Annotated in this window: 27 protein-coding genes and 1 pseudogene; 15 read left to right on the top strand and 13 right to left on the bottom strand. The window is 70.8% G+C overall.

Features of this window, described 5'->3' with window-relative positions:
- Window positions 1-83 precede the first annotated feature (83 nt).
- Together JAO81_RS12015 and JAO81_RS12010 are read right to left on the bottom strand one after the other, a co-directional pair.
- Window positions 84-512, bottom strand: coding sequence for an SRPBCC family protein (locus tag JAO81_RS12015; RefSeq protein ID WP_199547782.1), 429 nt, complete (start codon window positions 510-512; stop codon window positions 84-86).
- A 132-nt stretch (window positions 513-644) separates the two neighbouring features.
- A complete protein-coding gene (locus JAO81_RS12010) occupies window positions 645-881 on the bottom strand; it encodes a hypothetical protein (RefSeq protein ID WP_165330915.1) in 237 nt (78 codons plus the stop codon).
- Between the two features lie 312 nt (window positions 882-1,193).
- On the opposite strand from JAO81_RS12010, the gene JAO81_RS12005 reads away from it, so the two are divergent.
- The 3 genes from JAO81_RS12005 (at window position 1,194) to JAO81_RS11995 (ending at window position 3,996) form a co-directional block, all read left to right on the top strand.
- A complete protein-coding gene (locus JAO81_RS12005; RefSeq protein WP_374194286.1) occupies window positions 1,194-1,754 on the top strand; it encodes a Clp protease N-terminal domain-containing protein in 561 nt (186 codons plus the stop codon).
- A 113-nt stretch (window positions 1,755-1,867) separates the two neighbouring features.
- On the top strand, window positions 1,868-2,872 hold the full coding sequence (locus JAO81_RS12000; RefSeq protein ID WP_199547781.1) for a DMT family transporter: 1,005 nt from the start codon (window positions 1,868-1,870) through the stop codon (window positions 2,870-2,872).
- A gap of 158 nt (window positions 2,873-3,030) precedes the next feature.
- Window positions 3,031-3,996, top strand: a complete 966-nt coding sequence (locus JAO81_RS11995; RefSeq protein WP_199547780.1) for a DMT family transporter — start codon at window positions 3,031-3,033, stop codon at window positions 3,994-3,996.
- A 137-nt stretch (window positions 3,997-4,133) separates the two neighbouring features.
- On the opposite strand, the gene JAO81_RS11990 is transcribed toward JAO81_RS11995, so the two are convergent.
- Entirely contained in the window at window positions 4,134-4,835 is a 702-nt protein-coding gene (locus JAO81_RS11990) for a pyridoxamine 5'-phosphate oxidase family protein (protein ID WP_199547779.1), read from the bottom strand.
- Between the two features lie 23 nt (window positions 4,836-4,858).
- Here JAO81_RS11990 and JAO81_RS11985 point away from each other — a divergent pair, with 23 nt between their 5' ends.
- Window positions 4,859-6,202 carry an aminotransferase class I/II-fold pyridoxal phosphate-dependent enzyme gene (locus tag JAO81_RS11985; protein WP_199547778.1) on the top strand — a complete coding sequence of 448 codons (1,344 nt, stop codon included), beginning with the start codon at window positions 4,859-4,861 and terminating at the stop codon, window positions 6,200-6,202.
- Window positions 6,203-6,218: 16 nt separating this feature from the next.
- Here JAO81_RS11985 and JAO81_RS11980 read toward each other — a convergent pair whose 3' ends face one another.
- Together JAO81_RS11980 and JAO81_RS11975 are read right to left on the bottom strand one after the other, a co-directional pair.
- On the bottom strand, window positions 6,219-6,803 hold the full coding sequence (locus JAO81_RS11980; RefSeq protein ID WP_233415243.1) for an SMI1/KNR4 family protein: 585 nt from the start codon (window positions 6,801-6,803) through the stop codon (window positions 6,219-6,221).
- 51 nt (window positions 6,804-6,854) lie between these two features.
- Entirely contained in the window at window positions 6,855-7,799 is a 945-nt protein-coding gene (locus tag JAO81_RS11975) for a DMT family transporter (protein WP_199547777.1), read from the bottom strand.
- 103 nt (window positions 7,800-7,902) lie between these two features.
- Between JAO81_RS11975 and JAO81_RS11970 the strand changes: the two genes are divergently transcribed.
- Complete coding sequence (locus JAO81_RS11970) at window positions 7,903-8,808, top strand: LysR family transcriptional regulator (protein WP_199547776.1); 906 nt, start codon at window positions 7,903-7,905, stop codon at window positions 8,806-8,808.
- Window positions 8,809-8,857: 49 nt separating this feature from the next.
- Here the strand turns inward: JAO81_RS11970 and JAO81_RS11965 are convergent, their stop codons facing one another.
- Complete coding sequence (locus JAO81_RS11965) at window positions 8,858-9,328, bottom strand: pyridoxamine 5'-phosphate oxidase family protein (protein WP_199547775.1); 471 nt, start codon at window positions 9,326-9,328, stop codon at window positions 8,858-8,860.
- A gap of 172 nt (window positions 9,329-9,500) precedes the next feature.
- On the opposite strand from JAO81_RS11965, the gene JAO81_RS11960 reads away from it, so the two are divergent.
- Window positions 9,501-10,127 carry a cysteine hydrolase gene (locus JAO81_RS11960; protein WP_199547774.1) on the top strand — a complete coding sequence of 209 codons (627 nt, stop codon included), beginning with the start codon at window positions 9,501-9,503 and terminating at the stop codon, window positions 10,125-10,127.
- A gap of 130 nt (window positions 10,128-10,257) precedes the next feature.
- Here the strand turns inward: JAO81_RS11960 and JAO81_RS11955 are convergent, their stop codons facing one another.
- Window positions 10,258-10,770 carry a GNAT family N-acetyltransferase gene (locus tag JAO81_RS11955; RefSeq protein WP_199547806.1) on the bottom strand — a complete coding sequence of 171 codons (513 nt, stop codon included), beginning with the start codon at window positions 10,768-10,770 and terminating at the stop codon, window positions 10,258-10,260.
- Between the two features lie 47 nt (window positions 10,771-10,817).
- On the opposite strand from JAO81_RS11955, the gene JAO81_RS11950 reads away from it, so the two are divergent.
- Window positions 10,818-11,237: an MmcQ/YjbR family DNA-binding protein gene (locus JAO81_RS11950; RefSeq protein WP_199547773.1), complete on the top strand. Its 420-nt coding sequence runs from the start codon at window positions 10,818-10,820 to the stop codon at window positions 11,235-11,237.
- Between the two features lie 52 nt (window positions 11,238-11,289).
- On the opposite strand, the gene JAO81_RS11945 is transcribed toward JAO81_RS11950, so the two are convergent.
- The 4 genes from JAO81_RS11945 to JAO81_RS11930 all read right to left on the bottom strand — a co-directional run bounded on the left by JAO81_RS11945 (window position 11,290) and on the right by JAO81_RS11930 (window position 13,371).
- Window positions 11,290-11,808: a Rieske (2Fe-2S) protein gene (locus JAO81_RS11945; protein WP_199547772.1), complete on the bottom strand. Its 519-nt coding sequence runs from the start codon at window positions 11,806-11,808 to the stop codon at window positions 11,290-11,292.
- Between the two features lie 166 nt (window positions 11,809-11,974).
- Window positions 11,975-12,331: a hypothetical protein gene (locus tag JAO81_RS42400; RefSeq protein ID WP_233415241.1), complete on the bottom strand. Its 357-nt coding sequence runs from the start codon at window positions 12,329-12,331 to the stop codon at window positions 11,975-11,977.
- Between the two features lie 34 nt (window positions 12,332-12,365).
- Window positions 12,366-13,037 (bottom strand): HAD family hydrolase, encoded by a 672-nt coding sequence (locus tag JAO81_RS11935; RefSeq protein ID WP_199547771.1) that lies wholly within the window; start codon window positions 13,035-13,037, stop codon window positions 12,366-12,368.
- An 82-nt stretch (window positions 13,038-13,119) separates the two neighbouring features.
- On the bottom strand, window positions 13,120-13,371 hold the full coding sequence (locus JAO81_RS11930; RefSeq protein ID WP_199547770.1) for a hypothetical protein: 252 nt from the start codon (window positions 13,369-13,371) through the stop codon (window positions 13,120-13,122).
- Window positions 13,372-13,512: 141 nt separating this feature from the next.
- On the opposite strand from JAO81_RS11930, the gene JAO81_RS11925 reads away from it, so the two are divergent.
- The 7 genes and pseudogenes from JAO81_RS11925 to JAO81_RS11895 all read left to right on the top strand — a co-directional run bounded on the left by JAO81_RS11925 (window position 13,513) and on the right by JAO81_RS11895 (window position 19,623).
- A complete protein-coding gene (locus JAO81_RS11925; RefSeq protein ID WP_233415240.1) occupies window positions 13,513-14,337 on the top strand; it encodes a HipA family kinase in 825 nt (274 codons plus the stop codon).
- Window positions 14,334-14,732, top strand: a pseudogene (locus JAO81_RS11920) (DUF3037 domain-containing protein); the annotation flags it as partial. The gene JAO81_RS11925 and the pseudogene JAO81_RS11920, both read left to right, overlap by 4 nt.
- 189 nt (window positions 14,733-14,921) lie before the next feature.
- Window positions 14,922-15,683 (top strand): 3-oxoacyl-ACP reductase FabG, encoded by a 762-nt coding sequence (gene fabG, locus JAO81_RS11915; RefSeq protein ID WP_199547804.1) that lies wholly within the window; start codon window positions 14,922-14,924, stop codon window positions 15,681-15,683.
- A gap of 17 nt (window positions 15,684-15,700) precedes the next feature.
- Window positions 15,701-16,456 carry an SDR family oxidoreductase gene (locus JAO81_RS11910; RefSeq protein WP_199547769.1) on the top strand — a complete coding sequence of 252 codons (756 nt, stop codon included), beginning with the start codon at window positions 15,701-15,703 and terminating at the stop codon, window positions 16,454-16,456.
- 182 nt (window positions 16,457-16,638) lie between these two features.
- Complete coding sequence (locus JAO81_RS11905; RefSeq protein WP_233415239.1) at window positions 16,639-18,195, top strand: ABC transporter substrate-binding protein; 1,557 nt, start codon at window positions 16,639-16,641, stop codon at window positions 18,193-18,195.
- Window positions 18,196-18,327: 132 nt separating this feature from the next.
- A complete protein-coding gene (locus JAO81_RS11900; protein ID WP_199547803.1) occupies window positions 18,328-18,996 on the top strand; it encodes a uracil-DNA glycosylase in 669 nt (222 codons plus the stop codon).
- A 153-nt stretch (window positions 18,997-19,149) separates the two neighbouring features.
- On the top strand, window positions 19,150-19,623 hold the full coding sequence (locus tag JAO81_RS11895) for a hypothetical protein (RefSeq protein WP_199547802.1): 474 nt from the start codon (window positions 19,150-19,152) through the stop codon (window positions 19,621-19,623).
- A 21-nt stretch (window positions 19,624-19,644) separates the two neighbouring features.
- Here the strand turns inward: JAO81_RS11895 and JAO81_RS11890 are convergent, their stop codons facing one another.
- Together JAO81_RS11890 and JAO81_RS11885 are read right to left on the bottom strand one after the other, a co-directional pair.
- Window positions 19,645-20,118, bottom strand: coding sequence for a hypothetical protein (locus tag JAO81_RS11890; RefSeq protein WP_199547767.1), 474 nt, complete (start codon window positions 20,116-20,118; stop codon window positions 19,645-19,647).
- Window positions 20,119-20,192: 74 nt separating this feature from the next.
- The gene (locus JAO81_RS11885; protein ID WP_199547766.1) at window positions 20,193-20,780 is read right to left on the bottom strand and encodes a TetR/AcrR family transcriptional regulator; all 588 of its coding nucleotides are present in this window, start codon (window positions 20,778-20,780) and stop codon (window positions 20,193-20,195) included.
- A 117-nt stretch (window positions 20,781-20,897) separates the two neighbouring features.
- On the opposite strand from JAO81_RS11885, the gene JAO81_RS11880 reads away from it, so the two are divergent.
- Window positions 20,898-21,353: NAD(P)/FAD-dependent oxidoreductase (locus JAO81_RS11880; protein ID WP_199547765.1), on the top strand; the 456-nt coding region annotated here is incomplete at its 3' end.

The following is a 21,353-nucleotide window of genomic DNA, read 5'->3' as shown; positions in this document are numbered from 1 at the left end:
GGGGGGGGGGGGGGGGGGGGGGCCGCGGCGCCGCCCCCCCGGGGGGGGGGGGGGGGCCCCCCTCCCTATTTCTGCGGCCCGGCTCAGACGATGAGCGCGTTCAGTTTGCGCAGCGACTCGTTGAGAGCCGCGGTCGCCGAATCCTTGAGCTTGCCCGCCATAAGCGTCACGGCCGCACCCGTGAACTCGCCGTCGATGCGCATCACCGTGGCGTTGCCGTCGGGCGTCAGGGTGTAGGCCTGCTTGAGGTTCACCCCCATCGGACCCTTGCCGCGGATGGTGAACGAACGGCCGTCCTTGAGGGACTCCACCGTCCACACCGCATCGGCGGGGAAGCCCATGAGCTTCATGCTCTCCTCGAATGTGTCGCCCTGCTTGAGCGATTCGGGCGCCCCCTTGGGGAACCCGGTGTGCGTCACGCTCCACTCGCCGAACACGGAGAAGTCAGTGAGCTTCTCCCAGACCTTCTCGGCGGGAGCGTCGATGCGTGCTTCCGCGCTGACTTCGGCCATGCGACCACCCCTTCTCGTCAAGCGCTGCGGTGGTAGCGCAGCGGCGGTGTCGCGGAACGTAGCCTCGCAGTCGGGAAGTTACAAGACTGACGGCTCGTCAGAAATTGTGGAGCTCGTGCACCGAGACGCGCGTCAGCGGCCGATCCTGCGGATCACCGCGGCGTCGAAGAGATCCAGTGCGCGCGGGTGCGGGCCCTCATCATGGCAGTGCCACGCCTCCCAGAACAGGTCCGCGGGCAGAGCGTCCTCGGGGGCGTAGACCCGGTACACGTACTGCTTGCCGTCGATCGCCGGCAGCGCCACCAGCCAGCAGCCGCACTCCTCGGGCGGGGCGCCGCGCAGGCGCGCGGGGCGAACGGCTCGGGGCATGGCGACTCCTTTCCGTGGGCGTGCGGGACGGTCAACTGGAGCACGGCGCTCCGTTGTTGCCCGGGTGTCCTGGGGGACGAGTGCTGTGCGGCCCGTGGTTGCGCTGGGGGAGTGCGCCGGAAGTGTGCGCGCCCCCGGGGCCCGGTCCTTGGCCATGCGTCGGACATTCATCGGAAGGGAACGGGTCCCCGTGAAGGGAGATCTCATCCGTAAGGAGGAGAACCCGTACACGCATCCCCACCTTGTGTCGGATGTGAAGATGCTTCCCGGCGGGGATGCCCAGGAGCGTCCCGGGCTGATGGGGTGGCAGGTGTGCACAGCCCCACCTGGCCGGATGCGGATCAAGGACTCCCGCACCCGCGCCTGCCACGGACCGAACCCGACGGCGAGCTCGACGCCGAGCTGCAGTCGGTGATCGCGGGCGCCCGCCGACGGGCCCTGCGCGGCGGCGACGGCCAGCTGGACACAGCCCATCTGCTGCACTCCCTGCTCGAATCCGATCCGGCGGTACGGGCCGTCTTCGACGACGGTGCGCGGGTGGCCCGACTGCTCGGCCTCCTGGTGCAGCGCTCCATCGGGTACGGGCTGCGCTGGCAGGGCACGGTCGAGGATTCGGGCGCCGTTCCGCTCGTACGGGAACGAGGAGCGCGGGATCAGGCCGGCTGGTCGCCCTCCGCGCTGAGCGCGATGGAGCTGGCGCAGGCGCGCGCCCGGGAAGGCGGCCGGGAGTCTGCCGACGGGATCGATGTGCTCGCGGCCCTCGCTCTGGACGCCGAAAGCCGCGCGGTGGAGATCCTGCGTCGCTCCGGTGTGGATCCGCGGGCGCTGGTGGAGCGGATCGACGCGGGGTTCGGTGAGCCATTGACGGGCTGACGGGGCCGTAGTGGGCGGGTGCTGTGCGGACCGTGCCCGGGCGCCGTCTCGCTCTCCGAGATGTCAGGGGTATCGGTGGTGACGCTCATGACGTCGCCTGTCATCATGGCCGCGTGTCTACGTCCAAGGGGATTCAAGGGGACCGGGGCCGCAGCGTCGGACTGACGCTGGCTCTGGTGTCGGCGCTGGCGTTCGGCGGCTCCGGCGTGGCGGCGAAGCCGCTCATCACGGCAGGGCTCGACCCGCTGCATGTGGTCTGGCTGCGGGTGGCGGGAGCGGCGCTTGTGCTGCTGCCGGTGGCCTGGCGCCATCGCCAACTGCTGGTGCGCAGGCCCGCGTTGCTCGCCGGTTTCGGCCTGTTCGCCGTCGCGGGCGTCCAAGCCTGCTATTTCGCGGCGATCTCCCGTATCCCGGTGGGCGTGGCCCTGCTCATCGAGTACCTGGGACCGGCGCTCGTGCTCATCTGGATCCGTTTCGTCCAGCGCCGGCACGTCACGCGGGCCGCGGCGGTCGGTGTGGTGCTCGCGGTCGGCGGGCTCGCCTGTGTGGTCGAGGTCTGGGCAGGGCTCAGCTTCGACGCGATCGGGGTGCTCCTCGGGCTGGGTGCCGCCGTGTGCCAGGCCGGTTACTTCATCCTCGGCGACCACGGCAGCGACTCGGGCGAACAGGCGCCGGATCCGCTCGGCGTCATCGCGTACGGCATGCTGATCGGCGCCCTGATCCTGACGGTGATCGCCCGCCCCTGGGAGATGGACTGGTCGGTGCTCTCGGGCACTGCCGACATGGACGGCACCGCGGTGTCGGGGTGGTTGCTGCTCGGCTGGGTGGTGCTGATCGCCACGGTGCTCGCGTACGGCACGGGTCTGCTCTCCGTACGCAGGCTCTCGCCGCAGGTGGCCGGAGTCGTCGCCTACCTCGAGGCAGTCGTCGCGACCGTGCTGGCCTGGTTCCTGCTCGGTGAGCATCTCTCCGCGCCGCAGATCATCGGTGGTGTGGTCGTCCTGACCGGTGCGTTCATCGCCCAGTCGGCCACGCCTGTGAAGGCGGCGCCCGAGCCGGTCGCGAGCGGCGGTCCACAGGACGAAACGGCATTGTCCGCGAGCCGGGCCGAAGCGTAGGGTGGCGATCATGTACGCACGAGCGCTTGTCCTTCCGCCTCCTGCCGCCTAGCGCGGGCGGTCGGAGTCAACCACCGAGATCCGCTCGGGAGTTCCCGGGCCGGTGACGGCTGCCCGCAGACGACAGTCCTTTTCGTCTGTCCTACGCGGAGAGCCTCGTGTCGAATGCTGTTTCCACCCAGGGTGCCGTCGTCGCCCCTGGTTCCCCTGCCCTGTCCGTCGGACGCGGCCTGCTCTATCTGATCGTCGCCGGTGTCGCCTGGGGGACCGCGGGAGCCGCCGCGCTCCTGGTGTTCCAGTCCAGCGAACTGCGCCCCGTCGCCCTGTCGTTCTGGCGCTGCGCCGGCGGTCTTGTGCTGCTGCTCGTGGCTGGGCTGCTGCGGCGCCGCGGCGATCGGGTGCGTGCCAAGGTGCGGCCGGGGCGGATGATCGCGCTCGGTGTCGCCCTCGCGGTCTTCCAGACCGCGTACTTCGCCGCCGTATCGGCCACCGGTCTGGCCGTCGGCACCGTGGTCACACTCGGCGCCGGCCCCGTGCTGATCGCGCTGGGGGCCAGGCTGCTGCTCGGTGAACGCCTCGGAATCGGCGGCGCATTGGCCGTCGCCGGTGCACTCGCGGGCCTGGTCGTGCTCGTCTTCGGCGAGGGAGGCGGCGGTCCTGGCGAGGTCGACCCGGCCGGCGTCCTGCTCGCGATCGCGTCCGCGGCCGGGTACGCCGTGATGACTCTGCTCACCCGCTGGTGGGGCAGGGACGGTTCGGGCGCCGACACCCACACCACGACCGTGTGGACCTTCGCGATCGCCGCCCTGTGCCTGCTGCCGTTCGCGGCGGTCGAAGGGCTGCTGCCCCACACCGATCAACTCGGCCGGATCCTCGGTCTGATGCTGTACGTCGCGGCCGTACCCACCGCGCTGGCCTACGCCCTGTACTTCGCGGGGGCGGCCGCGGTCCGCTCGGCCACCGTCTCCGTGATCATGCTGCTCGAACCGGTCAGTGCGGCCATCCTCGCCGTGCTCGCGTTCGGTGAGCAGCTGACCGCGGCGACGGTGGCGGGAATCTTGTTGATGCTGCTCGCGCTGGCGGGGCTCGCGGTGGCGGAGACGCGGGGCGCCGGGCGTACATAGGGAAGCGGTGCGTCGCCCGTACCTGGGGATGTGGCGCGTCGCCCGTACCTGGGAATGCGGCGCGTCGCCCATACGCAGCGAAAGGGCCGCCCTCGGCGAGAGGGCGGCCCTTCTTCACGTTCACGCGACGCGTCCGCTCACAAACCGCGCAGATACTGCGGCAGTTCGACCTCCGGCTCCAGGTCCTCGGAGGGAATCGGCGCGCCGTACGTGCGGGCCACCGGCACCACGCCCGCCCAGTGGGGGAGCTGCATGTCCTTGGGCTCGTCGTTGGGGCCGCCGGTGCGGATCTTCGCGGAGACCTCGGCCAGGTCGACGCGCAGCACCGCGGTGGCGGCCAGCTCCTTGGTGTCGGCAGGGCGGGAGTCCGCGGCCCGGCCGGCGACGACCTGGTCGACGATGGCGTCCAGGGCCAGCCGCTTCTCCTGTGGATCGGTGACCTGGTGAGCGGTCCCGTGCACCACGACGGAGCGGTAGTTGATCGAGTGGTGGAACGCCGAGCGCGCGAGCACGAGACCGTCCACATGCGTCACCGTCAGACAGACGGGCAGACCCGGGTCGGCCTGGCCCGCCATCCGCAGCGGGCGCGAGCCGGTCGATCCGTGCACGTAGAGCCGCTCGCCGACCCGCGCGTACAGCGTCGGCAGTACCACCGGGGCGCCGTCGCGGACGAAGCCCATGTGGCAGAGGTAGGTCTCGTCGAGTATCGAATGCACCAATTCCCGGTCGTAGTGCGCGCGCTCCTTGGAGCGGGTGGGGACGGTGCGCTCCGTCGGTGCATACGAGTCCGGGGTGGTCGGCTCCGTGGTGTCCGGCGTAACGCTCATTGCGTGCTCCATTGCATTAGTGCATACTGGGGTTTGTGCTAGGAGGATATCGGATCGAAGGTCGACGCGCAGCAGAGATTGCGGCCAGCGTCGAGGGCGCGGTGGGCAGGGGAGACCTGGAGCCCGGCCAAGTCCTGCCGCCCATGCGGGAGTTGGCCCTGGAGCTGGGGGTCAATCCGAATACGGTCGCGTCGGCGTATCGGACCCTGCGTGAGCGGGGAGTGATCGAAACGGCGGGCAGGCGCGGCAGCCGGGTCCGCTCGCGGCCCGCGAGCACCGCGCGCGACGCGATCCGGGTCGAAGCGCCCGAAGGTGTACGGGACGTCTCGCTCGGCAATCCCGATCCTGCGCTGCTGCCCTCCCTCACCGGAGCGTTCGCCGCGGCGGCCGCGCGCAGCGACCGGCAGCCGGTCATGTACGCCGAGGCCGCGGTGGACCCGGACTTGAGCGCGCTCGCCCGGGCCGCGTTCGACGCCGACGGGATTCCGGAGGGGCCCGTCGCCGTCACTTCGGGCTCGCTCGACGCGATCGAGCGGATCCTGGCCGCGCACCTGCGGCCGGGTGACGCGGTCGCGGTGGAGGACCCGGGCTGGGGTGCGCTGCTCGACCTGATCCCGGCGCTCGGGCTGCGCGCCGTCGCCGTCGCCGTGGACGACGAAGGACCCGAGCCGGACGCGGTCGACCGGGCGTTGAGCGAAGGTGCCCGTGCCGTGATCGTCACGGACCGGGCGCAGAACCCCACGGGCGCCGCGGTCACCGCCGCGCGTGCGCGGGCGCTGCGGGCGGTCCTCAAGAAGCACCCATCGGTGCTGCTGATCGAGGACGACCACGGGCACGGCATCGTCGACCTGCCGTTGCATCCGCTGGCCACCGGCAAGGGGAGTTGGGCGCTGGTGCGCTCGGTGGCCAAGGCGTACGGACCCGATCTGCGGCTCGCCGTCCTGACCGGCGACGCGGTCACCGTGGACCGGGTGCAGGGAAGGCAGCGGCTCGGACCGGGCTGGGTGAGCCGGATCGTGCAGCGCGCGGTCGTCGAGCTGTGGACCTCCGGCGCGGTGGTGCCCGCGGACGTGGCGCGTACCTATGCGCGACGCCGCGACGCCCTGATCGCCGCGCTGGGGCGGCGGGGCATCGCGGCGACAGGGCGCAGCGGCCTGAACGTATGGGTGCCGGTCCCGGACGAAACCGGCGCGGTCTCCCGGTTGTTGCACGCCGGGTGGGCGGTGGCGCCCGGGGCGAGGTTCCGGATCGGGGCCGCGCCCGGGATGCGGATCACGGTGTCCCCGCTGGCCGAGACCGACATCGAGCCGCTGGCCGGCGCCGTCGCGTATGCCGTGCTGGGCGGGCGGGGCGGAGCGGGCCGAACCCTGGCGACCTAGGGCTCTGCCCTGTGGATCAGGCTCTGGAATCGCTGCCCCAGCCCGGCGGCAGCAAGTCCCATGAATCGCGGGTCAGCCACTCGTCGAAGGTCACCGGCCGTGCGCCGCCGGTGTGGTCGAGGGAGAGCGGGAGAATCAGGTCGCAGGTGGCCCGGCCGTCCCACCACAGGGTGCCGGCGAGCGGGCCGGTGAGCGCAAGGAGTGTCGAGAAGCCGCAGCCGTGCTCCTTCAGGGCAACGGCTCCGGCCGTCTTGCGGTCCTCGAACTCCTCGCACGCGTCGTCCCAGGCCGACCAGGCCCGGGCGAAGGCGGCGTCATCCGGATAGTCCCCGGTCCTGGGCTCGCGGCGGTCGAGCTCCGCCTCGGCGTCCCTGTAGGAGTCCGGATGAGGGAAGGGCGCGGACAGCAGGTCGCGCCGCATCCCGCCGTTGCCCTCCCACCACCAGCCGTCCGCCGTCCTGTGCAGCCGGGCGAGGGCCCCGCCGGCACTCACCCGCAGCAGGTGACGGCGGTACTCGTGAGGAAAGCGCACCCCGAGCCGGGCTTCGGCGTCCGCCACCTCGTCCTCGGTCAGCGATTGCGGCACGGCGGCGACGTTCATGGGGCCCGAGGCTAGGCGAAGGGTGGTGCTCCGGTGCCGGCAGGGCCCGGTTCAGCCCTTCGCCCGCGACTGGGTCAGGGCCGCGCCCGCCAGGACGATCGCCGCGCCCACCGGTGTCGACCACGACAGGGATTCGCCGAGCAGGGCCACACCCGCGGCGGTGGCGATGACCGGGATGAAGTACGTGACCATCTGGGCGGTCGTGGGGCCGATCTCCGCCACGAGGCCGTACTGGAGGAGCACCGCGAGACCGGTTCCGAGGGCGCCGAGCGCGAGGACGGCGAGCAGCGGCAGGACCGGGAAGCCGGTCGGCATCGAGGTGAACAGCGGGGTGACGAAGGCCAGTTGCGCGGTCGCGAGCAACAGCTGTGCGCCCATCAGGGACAGATGCGACTCGGTGCGGCCCGCGAGTGTGCGCCGCACGTAGATCCAGCCGATCGGATAGCTCAGGGAAGCGGCGAGCGCCATGGCCGTGCCCGCCGCGTCGATGCCCTGGAAGCCCTGCCAGGCCCCCAGAACCGTCAGGACGCCGAGGAAGCCGAGGCCCAGGCCCGCCACGCGCCGGCGGGTCGGCCGGTCCTCGGAGAGCGCGACCATCGACAGGGCCATGCCCCACAGCGGTGAGGTCGCGTTGCAGATGCCGGCGAGCGTGGACGGGATCGTCAGTTCCGAGTAGGCGAAGAGCGAGAACGGCAGAGCGTTGAGGAAGAACGCCGCCACCGCCAGATGCCCCCAGGTCCGCCACCCGCGCGGCAGCCCTTCACGGCGCACCAGCATGGCCGCGGCGAGGACCAGGGTGCCGAACAGGAGCCGTCCGAAGGTCACTTGGAAGGGTGCGTATCCCTGCGTACCCACCTTGATGAGCAGAAAGCTGAAGCCCCAGATCAAGGAGAGCACCGCGAAACGGAGCCGCCAGTCGAGCGTGCGGCGGGGCGTGGAAGCGGGCGCGGTGGCGAAGGTGCGCAGACGGGTGCGGGAGGCGGAGGCAGTGGCCATGACCCCTACGATCGTCCCCGCGATCTCGTAGCACAAGCGAGATTTATTACGAGGGATGAATTAGCATTGCTTACATGTTGATGGGCGAGCCGATGGAGCGGTCATGCTGAACCTCGAGCGTCTGCGCACCCTGGACGCGCTGGCACGGCACGGCTCGGTGAGCGGGGCGGCCGCGGGGCTGCATGTCACGACGTCCGCCGTGTCGCAGCAACTGACCAAGCTGGAGCGCGAGATCGGCCAGCGGCTCATCGCCAAGAACGGGCGCGGTGTGCGCCTCACCGACGCGGGTGTGCTGCTCGCCGAGCACGCGGCGCGGATCATCTCGCAGGTCGAGTTCGCGCAGTCGGACCTGGAGGCGCACCGCGGCCAGGTGGTCGGCGAGCTGCGCATCGGTGCCTTCCCGACCGCGGCCCGTGGCCTGTTCCCGCTCACCTTCCTCGCGCTGCGCAAGGCGCACCCCGGCTTGGTGGTGCGTTCGCAGGAGCTCGAACCGGCCTACGGCGTACGGGCGGTGGTGCGCGGCGATCTCGATGTGGCCGTCGTCCTCGACTGGTACAACAAGCCGCTCCCCATGCCCGAGGGCCTGGCCAAGGCCTCGCTGCTGGACGACCGGGCCGATGTGGTGCTGCCGGCGGGTCACCGGTACGCCGACCGTGCCGAGCTGTCCCTCGAAGAGCTCGCCGACGACGAGTGGATCTGCTGGCCGGAAGGCGCGTTCTGTCAGGACTGGCTGCTCTATACCCTGCGCTCCAAGGGCGTGGAGCCGTGCATCGGGCACCAGGCCGAGGAGCACTCGACCCAACTGGCCCTGGTGGGAGCGGGGTTGGGTGTGTGCGTCACGCCGCGCCTCGGGCGCGGCCAGGTGCCGGACGGCGTGCGTGTGGTGCCGTTGCGCCAGAAGAGCGCCCGCCATGTGTCCGGGGTGTGGCGCACGCACGCCGACCGCCGGCCCCCGATCAGGGCGGCGGTCGACGCGCTGCGGGAGGCGGGGGAGACGGCACAGGCGTGACGCCGTGGCCTCCCGGCGCCGTGGCCTCCCGGCGTCTTGAGCGTGGCCCTCAGCGCAGTTCCGTCAGCTTCCGGAAGTCCCACGAGGCGATGGTGTCCGGAGTGAGCCGCACCCACGCATGCCGTCCGTCGTGCGGCATCTGGTCCATGCCGAAGTTTTTGCGGGCGAACTGCTTCTCGATCTCGTCGAGTTCGGGACACGGCTCCCCGACCCGCGGCTCCTCGCCGACGAACTCGACCGATCCGGCCAGCTCCACTCCGCGCAACTCACCGTAGTCCTCGCCGGCGTCCACCACGACCGCGATGCGCCGGTCCGCGCGCAGATCGGCCCAGCGCTTGCTGCGGGTGATCGAGTACAGCCACAGCGAGCCGCCGTCCCAGGCGAACCAGAGCGTGCTGGCGTGCGGTGCGCCGTCCGCGGCGACGGTGGCCACCCGGCAGGTGCGCTGCTCGGCGAGGAAGGCGTCCAGTTCCTCCCGCGTCATCATGATCCGCCGGCCCCTGCGTTGTGTCACGCTCATCCGTGTTCCCCTCCGTGCCTTCGGCTCCATGGTCCGTGCACAGAGGCATTCCTGACTCTGCGTCAGAAAATCATGGGGTCTCTTCCGCCGGTACGCAATGGGGGTTACCCTCGCGCCGACTTCACACGGTCCGCGCGCCGTGTGCCGGCCGACGCTGCGTCAGGAGGGCCAGATGGCCAGGGAAACGCTCGCCGAGCTGCTCGATCCCGCCACCACCGTACTGCTCACCAGCGAGTGCCAGCAGGGCGTCGTGGGCGAGGAGAGCGCCCTGCCCGAACTGGCCGAGCAGGCCCGCTCCTCGGGCGCGCTCACCAACGTCGCCCGCCTCGTCGCCGCCGCCCACTACGCCTCGGTCCAGGTCATGCACGCGGTGGCCGAACGCCGCCCCGACGGACGCGGCTCCAACCACAACGCCCGGCTCTTCCACGCCGTTTCGCGCCTTCCCGTGCTGCAGATATCCGGCACCAAAGCGGTCCGGATCGCCCCACCGATCGAGGTCGCCGAAGAGGATCTGGTCGTCCGCCGGCTGCACGGCCTGTCACCGATGGCCGGTACGGACGTGGACGCGCTGCTGCGCAACCTCGGCTGCCGCACGCTGATCGTCACCGGGGTGTCGGCCAATGTCGCCATCCCCAACACCGTGTTCGACGCCGTCAACCTGGGCTATCGCGTGGTGGTGCCCGCGGACGCCATCGCGGGTGTGCCCGCCGACTACACCCCGCTGATGATCCGTAACACCCTCGCGCTGATCTCGTCGGTCACCACGACCGACGAGATCCTCGCCGCATGGAAGGGCTAGCACCACTGGTGGGGCGGTGGCAGCCGGCCGTACGTGGTCGCCGGACGAGTGGCGTCCGTCGTCACACACGGATCATTGAGGCCCCACGCCTCATTGCGGCCCTCGCCGCCTTGGTGGAGCCGAACGGGACTCACTCCAGCTCCTGCGCCAACAGGTCCATCAGCAGCCCGTCGTGCCAGCTGCCGTCCGGGCCGCGCTCGTACTGCCGCATGATGCCCACCGGGCGGAAGCCGACCTTGCGGTAGCAGCGGATGGCGGCGGCATTGTCGGCGGCCGGGTCGATCACCAGTCGGCGGAATCCGTGATCATCGATCAGATGGCGTGCCAGGGCGCGGACGGCGTCGGTGCCAAGGCCGAGGCCGTGCACCGCCGGGTCGAGATAGATGTCGATGTTGGCATGCCGGTAGTCCGGATCGTCCTCCGCGCCCCACTGGACAGCGCCGACCACCCTGCCGCCGTGCTCGACCGAGAAGGTCCGGACCCCGGGATCTTCGAGGTCCCCGGCCACCGCGGCCGTCAGGTCGTCGCCGCCCCGCCAGCGCGCGTACACCTCAGGCGTGGTCCGGATCGCGGCCAGAGCCGGGATATCGCCCACGGTCGACGGGCGAAGGGTCACCAGGGCTCCGTGCAGAACCGTCCGCATGCCGCTGATCATCCCCGGCTTCGGATCCACTCGTCTAGGGTCGAGCCATGTCCAGTCCCGCAGACGTGCCACCGGAGATCCTGAACAGGCTGCGGTCGATCTGCCGGCACCTGCCCGAGTCATACGAGGAGCCGGCCTGGATCGGCATGCGCTGGCGGATCCGTACGCGGACGTTCGCCCATGTCTACGCGCCGGACCCGGATCGCCACCCCGTCTACGCCCCGTATGCGACCGCGGGCCAGGAACTCGTCGTGGTGACGTTCCGGGTACCCGCCGACGATCTGCTCGGCCTGACCGTCGACGGATTCCCGTTCCTGCGCGCCGGCTGGGGACACAACGTGGTCGCCGCAGTGCTCGGTGATCACACCGACTGGACCGAGCTCACCGAACTGATCACCGACAGCTACTGCGCGATGGCCCCGAAGTTCCTCGCCGCCCAGGTCGCTCTCCCGCCGCCGATCGGCTGAGCGGCGGCGGGCGGTGTGGCCGGGGGACCGCTTCGTCGCCCCGGCATGTTCCTCAGCCGAGCTTGATCGAGTCGCCGTCCACCGTGATCTGCGCGGCGGGCAGCGGCTTCGGGGCCGGTCCGCCCTTCACGCTGCCGTCCTCGATGCTGAACTTGGAACCGTGGCACACACAGTTGATGGTGCCGCCCGAGACGTCCTTGACCCCGCAGCCTGCGTGCGTGCACTTCGAGGAGTACGCCTTGAAGTCACCGGCCGTCGGCTGCACGACGACTACGCCCTGGTCCTTGAAGACCGTGCCGCCGCCCTCCGGGATGTCCGCGGTCTTGGCGAGCTCCTCGCCGCCGCCCCCGCCGCCCTCGGTCGGCTGGTCGGAGGCTTCGCCCGCCGGCTCCTGTGCCTCGTCGGAACCGCCGCCGTCATCGGAACCTCCGCAGGCGGTGAGCGCGACGGCAAGGCCCGCGACACCCACCGCCGAGACGACGGTGCGCCGTGACGGGCACCCGCACCACTGCGCCCCCGCTTCCGGCTCCGCCGACTCGACGGGATGCTGGGGCTGCTGCGTAACGGTCATCCTGATGACTCCCCTTGGCGGTCCTGCGCCGGTCGTCGGCGCATGGGCCGGAACTCGGCCCGTATCGGAATCCTGTCCTCTCGTACGGCCGCAGTCGGGAAGTTGTTCAAACCGCACCGAATTCTTCGCCCGGCCGGGTGCCTGCGGGAGGCGGCCCCGCAGGCACTCAGGCGGAGGGCTCGTCGGGCTTCGGCTGCTCGGACTGGGCGCCCTCCGGCCCGGCTTCTTTGCCCGGGTCCGTACCGGAGTCACCGGGGCCGGGTGCCGCGTCGTCGTCCGCGGAGGACGTGCCCGGCTCGTGAAGGTCCCAGGGGTCGCCCTCGCGTGCCTGCTGGTCGGGCAGGTCACGCGGCACGGCCTCGGTCCGCTCGCCGGGGCCCTGCGGCAACTCGCCGCCGGGGACCGGGTGTTCGGGGCCGTCGGTGTCTTCGCCTCCCTGGCCGAGGCCCGTTTCCAGGTTGTCGTCAGATACGGTCTCGGGGGTTTCGTCATGCTCGCCCACCGTCTCGTCCTGTCCGCTCACCGTGCTCTCCTCTCGTGCGCCCGAGGGCTTTCGTTCAGATGGTCTCTCGTACGCCCAAAGGGCTCTCGTCCAGTCCGTCCAGCAGGTCCGCCGTGTCCTGGTACACGACCGCCGCGCCTGCCTCTTCCAGTTCAGCGCACGGGATGCCCCCCGAGAGCAGGGCCACGCACGGGACACCCGCCCGCGCGGCGGCACGGACGTCCCAGACGGAGTCGCCGATGAACACGGATCCTTCCGCCGGGGCACCGACCAGCCCCAGCGCCTTGTGCACCGGGTCGGGCGCGGGTTTGCCCTCGTCCACGTCGTCCGCGGACGCTGTCTGCGCGATCACGTCGTCGGCGTCGATCGCGCGCCGCAGCGCATCGAGCTCCTCACCCGAGGCCGAGGTGACCAGGACGATCACCCAACCCTTCCCCGCGAGGGTACGCAGCAACCGAGCCGCGCCATGGAAGGCGTGCAGGCGCTCGAAGTACGGAGCGTAGAGCGCCTTGTGCGCGGCGCTGAGCTGCGTCTTCGTGTCGTCGTCGGGCGTCTTGCCCGTGAGGTGCTCGATCAGGTCGCCCGAGGGCAGGCCGATCGCCCGGTGGACGGCCGCCATCGGAATGTGCTGGCCGCGCTGGCGCAGTGCCTCCGCCCACGCCGTCGTGTGCAGATAGTTGGTGTCGACGAGGGTGCCGTCCACGTCGAAGAGTGCGGCTCGCTTCATGGTGTGCTCGTTTCTCGCTGGCTGCGCAGGGGTCCCAGAAGCCCGCGGTCGGCCGTCCCGGGTGCCGGTCGGGGAGCGCGGATCAGAAGTCGTCCTGCGAGTCCTCGCCGGACTTCTGGGCCTGTTTCTGGTGCTGCGCGCGCTGATTCTTTGTGAGGGTGTCGCCGGACTCGCCTTCGCGCCCCCACTTGCGCCGACCGCCCGAGGGGGAGCCCGTCTCGGCCTCTTCGAGTTCGGTCAGGGCCTGGTCGACGGCCGAGTCGCCGCGAGGAACGTTGGGCCGGCCATCCCGCCCGGCCTCGGTTTCGTCCGTCTTCTTCCTGTCGTCGGTCATCCGCGCCGGGTACCCCGCGCGAAACTTCCGACGCGCCCTGACCGGCCCGCTGCCGTCGATCCGACGCCCGGACCCGTCGGGGGATCAGGCGCCGGGGCACGCCTGTGATCGCCTGGTCCGAACGCCGGATAGCTTGGGCGCATGCTCACGGAAGTCTCAGCGACCCGCTACGTCACCCCGTTGCGCGAAGGCGGATCGCTCCCCGGGCTCGTCGAGGCCGACGATCTCGGGCTGTACGTCATGAAGTTCACGGGAGCCGGCCAAGGCCGCAAGACGCTTGTCGCCGAGGTGATCTGCGGCCGGCTCGCGCGCCGGCTCGGCCTCAGGGTCCCTGGGCTCGCGCAGCTCAGGCTCGATCCGGTGATCGGTCTGGGGGAGCCCGATGCGCAGGTGCAGGGGCTGCTCAAGTCGAGTGGCGGCCTCAATCTCGGCATGGAGTTCCTGTCCCGCGCCATCGGCTTCGACCCGCTCGTCCACGAGGTGTCGGCCGAGGAGGCCGGGCGTGTGGTGTGGTTCGACGCGCTGATCAACAACGTGGACCGCTCCTGGCGCAATCCGAACATGCTCGTGCGGCAGGGCGATCTGTGGCTCATCGACCACGGCGCCTCGATGATCTGGCACCACAACTGGCGCGGCGCCGAGGTCTCGGCGGCCAAGCCCTACGACGCCTCGGACCACGCACTGGCCCCCTTCGGCCCGGACCTGGCCTCCGCGGCCGCCGAGCTCGCACCCCGGGTCACCGAGGATGTGCTGCTCGAGTGCGCCGGCGACGTACCGGACGAATGGCTGGTCGACGAACCGGGCTTCGCCGGACCGGACGAGGTGCGCCGCGCGTACGCGGGCACGCTGCTCACCCGCCTGGAGGGGCTCGAGCGGCGCATCACAATGGGGGCGCCGGACGAGCGCCCGGGGTCGAGCGTGCGGGCCGGACGGTCCGCGCCGGCCGGGCGGAGGGAGTCGCGGTGAGCGAGCGGGACGTAAGCGAGCGGGACGTAAGCGAGCGGCATGTCTTCGAATACGCGCTGGTGCGCGTGGTGCCGCGGGTCGAGCGCGGCGAGCTGATCAATGCCGGGGTCGTGGTCTACTGCCGCGCCAAGTCGTACGTGGCGGCGCGCACCCACCTCGACGAACACAAGCTGCGGGCCCTGGACCCCGAGGCCGATGCCGAGGGCGTACGGGCCGCGCTGCGGGCGGTCGAAGGGGTCTGCGACGCCGCAGGTCAGGCCGCCGGGGACAATCCCGGACAGCGCTTTCGCTGGCTGATCGCGCCCCGCTCGACGGTGGTGCAGCCGGGGCCCGTGCACACCGGTCTGACCGCTGATCCCGAGGCCGAGGTGGAGCGATTGCTGGACCTTTTGGTGGGCGGAGGGGTGTGCAGACGCCGCGACGGGGGATGGGGTGTGACCCCCTGGCCCCCGAGGGGCCGTAGACACGGGGTGCCAGGGCTTCTAGCGTCACGTCTGCTGAAGGTACTAAGCGGTCGCTCATTCAACCGCGCAGTCCACGGCACATCGCAGGAGCCGCACCCCCGAGGGCGAGGAGAACCCAGCATGTCCAGCACCGAGCAGCGCGTCGCCGTAGTCACCGGCGCCGCACGAGGCATTGGCGCGGCGACCGCCGTACGCCTGGCGGCCGAGGGCCGCGCTGTGGCCGTGATCGACCTCGACGAGGCGGCCTGCAAGGACACCGTCGAGGCCATCACCTCGGCCGGCGGCAAGGCCATCGCGGTCGGCTGCGACGTCGCCGACGAGGCACAGGTCGAGGCCGCCATCGCGCGGATCGCCGACGAGCTGGGCGCGCCGACGATCCTCGTCAACAACGCCGGTGTCCTGCGCGACAACCTGCTCTTCAAGATGAGCGCGCTCGACTGGGACACCGTCATGAACGTGCACCTGCGTGGTGCATTCCTGATGACGAAGGCCTGCCAGAAGCACATGGTCGACGCGGGCTTCGGCCGCGTCGTCAACCTGTCGAGCTCCTCCGCGCTCGGCAACCGCGGCCAGGCCAACTACTCGGCCGCCAAGGCCGGTCTGCAGGGCTTCACCAAGACGCTCGCCAAGGAGCTCGGCAAGTTCGGCATCACCGCCAACGCCGTGGCCCCCGGCTTCATCGTCACCGAGATGACCAAGTCCACCGCCGAGCGCGTCGGCATGGGCTTCGAGGACTTCCAGAACGCGGCCGCCACGATGATCCCGGTGCAGCGCGTCGGCAACCCCGACGACATCGCCAACACGATCGCCTTCTTCACCGGCGAGGCGGCCGGATTCGTCTCGGGCCAGGTCCTGTACGTGGCCGGCGGACCGCTCGACTAGCGCTGAGGAAGAGAGACATGACAGTGCAGGACAGCGGAAAGGCCGCGCTCGTCACGGGCGGGAGCCGCGGTATCGGTTACGGCATCGCCGAGGCGCTCATCGCCCGCGGCGACCGGGTGTGCATCACCGGCCGTAACGAGGATGCCCTCAAGGAAGCCGTCGACAAGCTCGGCGCGGACCGCGCGATGTATGTCGCGGGCAAGGCGCACGACGAGGCCCACCAGGCCGTCGCCGTCGAGCGGGTCATGGAGGCGTACGGGCGGGTCGACTTCCTGGTCAACAACGCCGGTACGAACCCGGTGTTCGGCCCGATGGCCGACCTCGACCTCAACGTCGCGCGCAAGGTGTACGAGACCAACGTCATCTCGGCGCTCGGCTTCGCCCAGCAGACCTGGAGGGCCTGGCAGTCCGAGCACGGCGGGGCGATCGTCAACATCGCCTCCGTCGCGGGCGTCGCGCCTTCGCCGTTCATCGGCGCGTACGGCATGAGCAAGGCCGCCATGATCAATCTGACGGTGCAGCTCGCGCACGAGTTCTCGCCCAAGGTGCGGGTCAACGCGATCGCGCCCGCGGTCATCAAGACCAAGTTTGCCGAAGCCCTCTACGAGGGGCGCGAGGAGGAGGCCGCGGCGGCGTACCCGCTGGGCCGGCTCGGAGTGCCCTCGGACATCGGCGGCGCGGCCGCGTTTTTGACCTCCGACCAGTCGGACTGGGTCACCGGTCAGACGCTCGTGGTCGATGGCGGAATCTTCCTCAATGCGGGCGTCGGCTGACGAACCCGCAGCGAGGCCGCGTAAGTGACGTACGCGGATAACCGGAATCACGCTCAAGTGCCCTGTCGTTCCTGCGGGTTGGAACGGCGGGGCACTGCGATATGGTCGCCCGACTCTGGCATGTCCGAGCGAGGAGCGTGCACGTGTTCAACCGGGCCCTAAGTCTGCGTACGGCCGCGGCCATGGCGTCCATATCCCTGGTGGCGGGATGCGGGCTGGTTTCCTCCGGAGAGTCCGAGGAAGAGAAAGCGATCGTCGTGGGTACGACGAGCGCGCCGTCCACGCTGGACCCGGCGGCCGCCTGGGACGGCTCGTGGGAGCTGTTCCGGAACGTCTACCAGACCCTGGTCAGCTTCCCCAGCGGCAGCGCCGCCCCCGAACCGGACGCGGCCGAAACCTGCCGTTTCACGGACCGCGAGAACAAGACGTACCGCTGTGAACTGCGGGACGGCATGAAGTTCTCCGACGGCGACGCGATGGACGCCGCGTCCGTGAAGCACTCCATCGACCGCATCCGCACGATCGCGGTCAAGGGTGGTCCGGAACCGCTGCTCGGCAGCCTCGACCGGGTGGAGACCCGCGGCGACAAAGAGGTGATCTTCCACCTCAAGAAGTCCGACGCCACCTTCCCGTTCGTGCTCGCCACCCCCGCCATGTCGATCGTCGACCCGGACGACTACCCCGCCGACAAGCTGCGCGACGCACGGACGATCACCGGCTCGGGGCCGTATCTGATCCAGTCGTACAAGGTCACCGCCAAAGGGCAGCCGGTGGAGGCCGTGCTGGCCGAGAACCCGCACTACGAGGGCCCGGCGGAGCGCCAGAACAGCGCGGTGACCATCAAGTACTTCCAGGACTCGGCGGCCATGGTGGGCGCGCTCAAGGCCAAGAAGATCGACGTGACCTTCCGCGGTCTCGCCCCCACCGACATCGTCGACCTCGACGCGCAGCAGGCCGCGAACGGGCTGCAGTTGGTGGAGGGCGCGGGCATGGAGATCCGCTACCTCGTCTTCACACAGAAGGACAAGTGGACCCGTAACCCCGCTGTCCGCAAGGCCGTCGCGCAGCTGATCGACCGGGCCGCGATCAGCCACGAGGTGTACGAGGGCACGGTCGAGCCGCTGTACTCGATGGTGCCGAAGGGCGTCACGGGCCACAACGCCGGCTTCTTCAACTCGTTCGGCAAGCCGAACGCCACGAAGGCGAAGGCCCTGCTCACCGCGGCGGGAATCTTCGAGCCCGTACCGCTCACGCTCTGGTACACCACCGACCGGTACGGATCGGGCACGAAGCCGGAGTTCGACGAGATCAAGCGGCAGTTGGAGAAGCCGGGCCTGTTCAAGGTGACCCTCAAGAGCAGGCCCTGGGTGACGTACGAAGCGGGCTACCGCAAGGGTGAATACCCGGTCTTCGGACGCGGCTGGTTCCCCGACTTCCCGGACCCGGACAACTTCATCGCGCCGTTCGTCGGCCCGAAGAACGCGCTCGGCACGCCGTATCCCTCCCCGGAGATCACCGACAAGCTGCTGCCCGAGTCCCGGCGCGAGAGCGACCGTGCCGCGGTGGACGACGCGTTCGAGCGCGCACAGGACATCCTCGTCGACGACGCCAGGCTGCTGCCGCTGTGGCAGGGCAAGCAGTACATCGCGGCCAGCGAGGAGATCGCGGGCGGCGAGCAGGCGCTCGACCCTTCGACGATCATGATGATGTGGGCGCTGGAGCGGAAGACGAGCTGGTAGGAGCTGCGAAGGGGGTGGGCGGCGCAGGCGTTGTCAGTGGCCGCCGGTAGGTTCTTGGGTCTACGCAAGTGGACAGTCGCAAGTGACCGCACACCGGAGGTTGTTGACGTGACGGACCAGGCCTACGCCGCCATGCTCCCCGAATCCTGGCAGGGCGTGCTCGGTGAGGAGCTCGAGCAGCCCTACTTCAAGGAGCTCGTCGAGTTCGTCGAGGACGAGCGCGCGAAGGGGCCGGTCTACCCGCCGCGCGAGGAGGTCTTCGCGGCGCTGGACGCGACGCCGTACGACCAGGTCAAGGTGCTGGTCCTCGGTCAGGACCCGTACCACGGCGAGGGCCAGGGGCACGGCCTGTGCTTCTCGGTACGCCCCGGGGTGAAGACCCCGCCGTCGCTGCGCAACATCTACAAGGAGATGCAGGCCGAGCTCGGCACCCCGATCCCGGACAACGGCTATCTGATGCCGTGGGCCGAGCAGGGCGTGCTGCTGCTCAACGCGGTGCTCACGGTCCGCTCCGGCGAGGCGAACTCGCACAAGGGCAAGGGCTGGGAGAAGTTCACGGACGCGGTGATCCGCGCCGTGGACGCGCGGCCCGACCCGGCGGTCTTCGTGCTGTGGGGCAACTATGCGCAGAAGAAGCTGCCCCTGATCGACGAGTCGCGCCATATCGTCGTCAAGGGCGCGCACCCCTCGCCGCTTTCGGCGAAGAAGTTCTTCGGCTCGCAGCCGTTCACGCAGATCAACGAGGCGATCGCGGCCCAGGGGCATACGGCGATCGACTGGACGATCCCCAGCCTGGGCTGAGGCGCGGCGGTGGTGGCGGCGGCCATGCCGCCACCACCCGCGAAGGCTTCCGGCGAGCCGCGCCCTCGTGAGACATGGATTGTCAGTGGCGGCGGATAGCGTCATCGGCAGTTGATCGTCATACGAGCGTTGCGTACGAGCACGGAGGACCACGTGGCCGACCACCAGGAGCAAACGACGGCCGACCCGGTCATGGCACGCGCCGGTCAGGCCGTCATGCTGCACCACGGCGGTGACCGCGAGGAGGCCCGCAAGCGCCTCCTCGAGCTGTGGCTGGAGGTCGGTGAGAACGGTGACGCGCTGCACCGCTGCACCATCGCGCACTACATGGCGGACACCCAGGACGATCCGGCCGACGAGCTGTCCTGGGATCTGCGGGCGTTGACCGCCGCGGACAGCCTCACCGACGAGCGGGTGGACGACCACCATGCGGGCCTGGCCGTCCGCGGCTTCTATCCCTCGCTCCACCTCAACCTGGCCGCGGACTACCAGAAGCTCGGCCGTGACGACGAGGCCCGCGGACATCTGCTCTCGGCCCAGGAGTCACTGGGCGCCCTGGGTGATGACCCGTACGGGGACGGGATCCGGGCGGCGGTGCGACGGATGGGGGAGAAGCTGGGGCTCTGAAGCTCCTGGGCGGTGGCCGGTTCACCCTCCGTAGGTGTTCCGGCAGATCTGCGCCTGCGGGCTGTCGGACGGCCAGCCGCCGTACTGCTCGCCGAGCGCGCACACATCCACCGACGGCTGTGCCGGAGGTTCCTGCGCGTGCGGTTGTACGGAGCCGGTGTCCGTACGGGGCTCGGTGCGCGGTCCTCGTACGGCATCCGTCCCTGATCCCCGTACGGCGGCAGGCGTCGATTCGCGTACGGCACCGGGTCGGACGGCCGGTGTCCGTACGGTCTCGGGGCGCTGCTGCCGCTGCTTCTCGGCGTGGATGCGCTGGAGCGCCTCGTGGGCCGGTGCCTGCACGATCCGGTGCTCGTCGCCGCCCTTCGCCGCGGGCGCCGAAGCCGGGCCCGGTGGGGTGGGGGCCGGTGCGGCGGGCGACCGGACGGCGACGCAGCCGGAGACGGCCGTGACCGTGAGGGAGACGAGCAGCGCGGCTCGGGTGGTTCGATGCACGCGCGCAACTCTGCTGGTTCCGTGCCCTTTTGGGGAGCTGACGGGCACAGGTTGCCCCGCATGGGTGAGGGGGCTCAGCGGCGGTCGAGCATTCCGGCCAGCAACTCGTTCATGCCCAGCGTGAGTTCCTCGTGCGTGGGCACCGAGGCGTGGAACGAGCCCGCGGCGCAGGAGAACATCACGCCCTCGCACCAGGCCACGAGCGAGAGGGTGTGACGCTCGGGATCGGCCGAGCCCGCCGCCCGCAACAGTGCCGTGATCGGCTCACGGAAGCGCCGGCCCGCCTCGTCGTAGAAGGCGCGCAGCTCGGGGCGCCGCGTCGCCTCCAGTGCCAACTCGTAGCGGGCGACCATCAGCTGCGGCTGCCCGGTCAGATAGCGGTGCAGCGCCAGGGCGAGTCCGGCGGCGACCCCGTCCGTGCCCGGTGCCGGCATCTCCTCCGGCGTGAGCACCTGCGCCTCGCGCTCGGCGAGCCGCTGCACCGCCGCTTCGAGCAGGGCGAGCCGGGTGCGCGCGTGGTTCGAGGTCGACCCCTGGGGCAGGCCGGCCGCCTCGTCCACGGCCCGGTGCGTCAGCCCTCGCATCCCCCGCTCGGCGAGCAGGTCGAGTGCGGTGTCGGCGATGAGTGCGGCGCGCGGGGCGCCGGTCCTTGGTGCTGCCATGGCGGCCACCCTACCCGTTCCCACTACATGTGTAGTACGGTCATGGCGTACGGACTACAGCTGTAGTGCCGGGAGGTGCGTCCTGCCCACCGGCTCCGGCGGACCCGAGGAGTTCCCATGTCCCGTGCCCTTGTCATCGGTGGCGGCATCGGCGGCCTGACCGCCGCGATCGCCCTGCATCAGCGCGGCTGGACGGTCACGGTCCTGGAGCGCGCCGCATCCCTCGAACCGGTGGGCGCCGGCATCGGGCTCTCACCCAACTCGCAGCGCGCCCTCGATGTCATCGGCCTCGGTGACCAGGTCCGTGACCTGGGCGCCTGGCAGGGCGGCCAGGGCGGGATGCGGTCGCCGAGCGGGCGCTGGCTGGCGCGTACCGACGTCGCGGAGATGGCGGAGAAGTTCGACGGGTCGCTGGTCGCCGTGCACCGCGCCGATCTGGTCGACGTGCTGGCCGCCGCGCTGCCCGAGGGGGTTCTGCGGACCGCGACCGCCGCCCCCCCGGCCGGCCCCCCGGGGCCGGGCCGGCCCGCGGGGGGGGGGGCCGGGGGCGGGCGGGACGAGGCCGACGGGGGG

The organism is Streptomyces sp. N35 (assembly GCF_016464295.1).
Classification (GTDB): Bacteria; Actinomycetota; Actinomycetes; order Streptomycetales; family Streptomycetaceae; genus Streptomyces.
Note: the sequence above shows the minus strand (reverse complement) of the source record. Positions and strands in the feature narration are given on the sequence as shown.